Origin of the sequence: Limimaricola litoreus (assembly GCF_024159025.1) — a bacterium.
Classification (GTDB): domain Bacteria; phylum Pseudomonadota; class Alphaproteobacteria; order Rhodobacterales; family Rhodobacteraceae; genus Limimaricola; species Limimaricola litoreus.
The window spans coordinates 1-2,423 of sequence record NZ_JAMYXC010000046.1; the positions used below are offsets into that span (position 1 = coordinate 1).

A 2,423-nucleotide genomic window follows, 5' to 3' on the forward strand; every position below is an offset into this window, starting at 1 on the left:
GGCCGCCTTGCGGCGCAGCCGAGCGCGAGCCCGGTCGAGGCGGCGATCGAGGCCGCCTTCTACGAGGCCAGCGCCGCCTACCGGCTGCGGCGCTGGGACGGCCCCATGACGCTGTTCCGCCCGCCGGTGACGGGGCGCTGGCACCTTGCGGGCGGGCGCGTGGTGGACAAGGATCGGCAATATGTTCTCGACGACAACGGCTGGCGCGACTGGGCACCGGCGCTGGAGGTGATTGAAGTGCCGGGCGATCACGACAGCATGGTGCTGGACCCCAACGCACAGGCGCTCGCGGCCCGGATCCGGGCCGTGATGGCGGCGACCGAGACCGATGCGCCGACCTCGAGGCTGCATGCCGCGGAGTGACGGGCACGACACCCGCCTGCTGACGGTCATCCTGAACTGGCGCACGCCGGAGATGACGCTGCGCGCCACCGAGAGCGCGCTCCATGCGATGCGGACAATTCAGGGCGGCATCGTCATCGTTGACAACGATTCGGGCGACGGGTCGGAGGCGCTGCTGCGCGAGGCAGTGGCGGCGCGCGGCTGGGCGCCGCGGGTGCGGGTGGTGCAATCGGGGCGCAATGGCGGCTTCGGCGCGGGCAACAACGCGGGCATCCGCGCCGGGCTCGCGGAGGGCAGGGCCGCGGATTTCGTCTATGTGCTCAACTCCGACGCCTTTCCCGACGAACACGCGATCACCGCGCTTCTGGCGCATATGCAGGCGCACCCCGAGGCGGGGCTGGCCGGCAGCCGGCTCGAAGGGGCCGACGGCGCGCCGCATGTCTCGGCCTTCCGCTTTCCCTCGCTCCTGTCGGAGATCGAGGGGCCGCTGCGCTTCGGCCCGGTGTCGCGGCTTATGTCGCGGCACAGCGTCTGGATGCGGATGCCCGAGCAGAGCGGCCCGGTGGACTGGGTGGCCGGGGCGAGCCTGATGATGCGCGCCGGGATGCTCGATGCGACCGGCGGCTTCGACGAAGGGTTCTTTCTGTATTTCGAGGAGACCGACCTGTGCCGCCGCGCCCGCACCGCCGGCTTCGAGACGCATTTCGTCCGCGAGAGCCACGTGCAGCACATCGGTTCGGTCTCGACCGGCATGGGCTCCTGGGCCCGCGTGCCGGACTACTGGTACGATTCGCGCCGCCTCTATTTCCGCAGGCATTTCGGCGCGGCGGGCGGCTTTGCGGCGACGGGGCTGCATCTTCTGTCCGGCGGGCTGCACCGGCTGCGCTGCCTCGCGATGCGGCGCGAAACGGGCGATCCGCCGGGGTTCCTGCGCGGCATGATCCGTCACGAGCTGGGCCATGTGTCCGGGTCGCGCGCGGTTTCGACGAGGACGAGGGCATGAGCATGACGCTGGCACTGATCGGGGAGACCGCGCTGGCGCTCGAGGCGGCGCGGATGGCGCAGGAGGCAGGGCTGCGGGTCTCGCTCGTGATCACGCGACACGCGCCGCTGCGCGCCCATGCCGAGGCGCAGGGCATCGCCACGCTGCCGCCCGACCGGCTCGACGAACTGCCGGGCGGGATCGACTGGCTGCTCAGCGCGGGCAACCTGCGGCCCTTGCCCGGGGCGGTGCTGGCGCGCTTCGCGAAGGGTGCGATCAACTTTCACGACGGGCCATTGCCCGAACGGGCGGGGCGCAACGTGCCGGTCTGGGCGCTGCTCGAGGGCGCGCGCCGCCACGCCGTGACCTGGCACCTGATGACCGCCGGGATCGACGCGGGCGACATCCTCGTGCGGCAGGGCTTCGACATTCCGCCCGGGGCCACGGCCCAAAGCCTCAACGCGCTGTGCTTTGCCGCCGCGATCGAGAGCCTGGCGGAGGTCTTCGCGCAGATGCGCCACGGGTTACGGCCCCGGCCGCAGCCCGCCGGGCAGGGACGGATGCACCGCGCCGCCGACCGCCCGCCCGCCGATGCGCTGATCGACGGGCGTGGCCCGCTCAAAGCGGCGCTGCGGCTGGTGCGCGCGCTCGATCACGGCGATCGGGAAAACCCGCTGTGCTGTCCCAAGATCGCCGGCCCGCAGGGGCCGGTGCTGGTGGGCGCGGCCGCGCTTGGCGACGATGCGCGTCCGAACGAGGCGCCCGGCACGCTGCACGCCGTTTCGGAGGAAAGCCTCGATCTGGTCTTCGAGGACGGGGTGTTGCGCCTGTCGGGGCTGCGCCGCCCCGATGGCCGGCCCTGTGCCGCCGATACGCTCTTTGCCGCCGGTGACCGGCTGCCTGTCACGCAGGCGGAACCGCTGACGGCGCGGATGGCGCGGCTGGCCGGGGCCGAGCCGGGCTGGCGCGCGCGGCTCGAAGCGCTGCGCCCGGTCGCGCTTGCCGGATTTGCCACGCCGCAGGCGACCGGTGAGGGAGAGGGCGAAAGCCGCGCGCTGTCGGTCGATGCCACGCCGGAGCGGCGCATCGCGGCGCTGGC

The 2,423-nt window shown here is 72.8% G+C and carries 3 protein-coding genes; all 3 read left to right on the forward strand.

The window, feature by feature from the left end:
- Positions 1-363: hypothetical protein (locus NHG85_RS03730; RefSeq protein WP_253329959.1), on the forward strand; the 363-nt coding region annotated here is incomplete at its 5' end.
- Complete coding sequence (locus tag NHG85_RS03735) at positions 350-1,345, forward strand: glycosyltransferase (RefSeq protein WP_253329961.1); 996 nt, start codon at positions 350-352, stop codon at positions 1,343-1,345. The genes NHG85_RS03730 and NHG85_RS03735, both read left to right, overlap by 14 nt.
- Positions 1,342-2,423, forward strand: a 1,082-nt coding sequence (locus NHG85_RS03740) for a formyltransferase family protein (RefSeq protein ID WP_305884591.1), incomplete at its 3' end; no start/stop codon positions are given. The genes NHG85_RS03735 and NHG85_RS03740, both read left to right, overlap by 4 nt.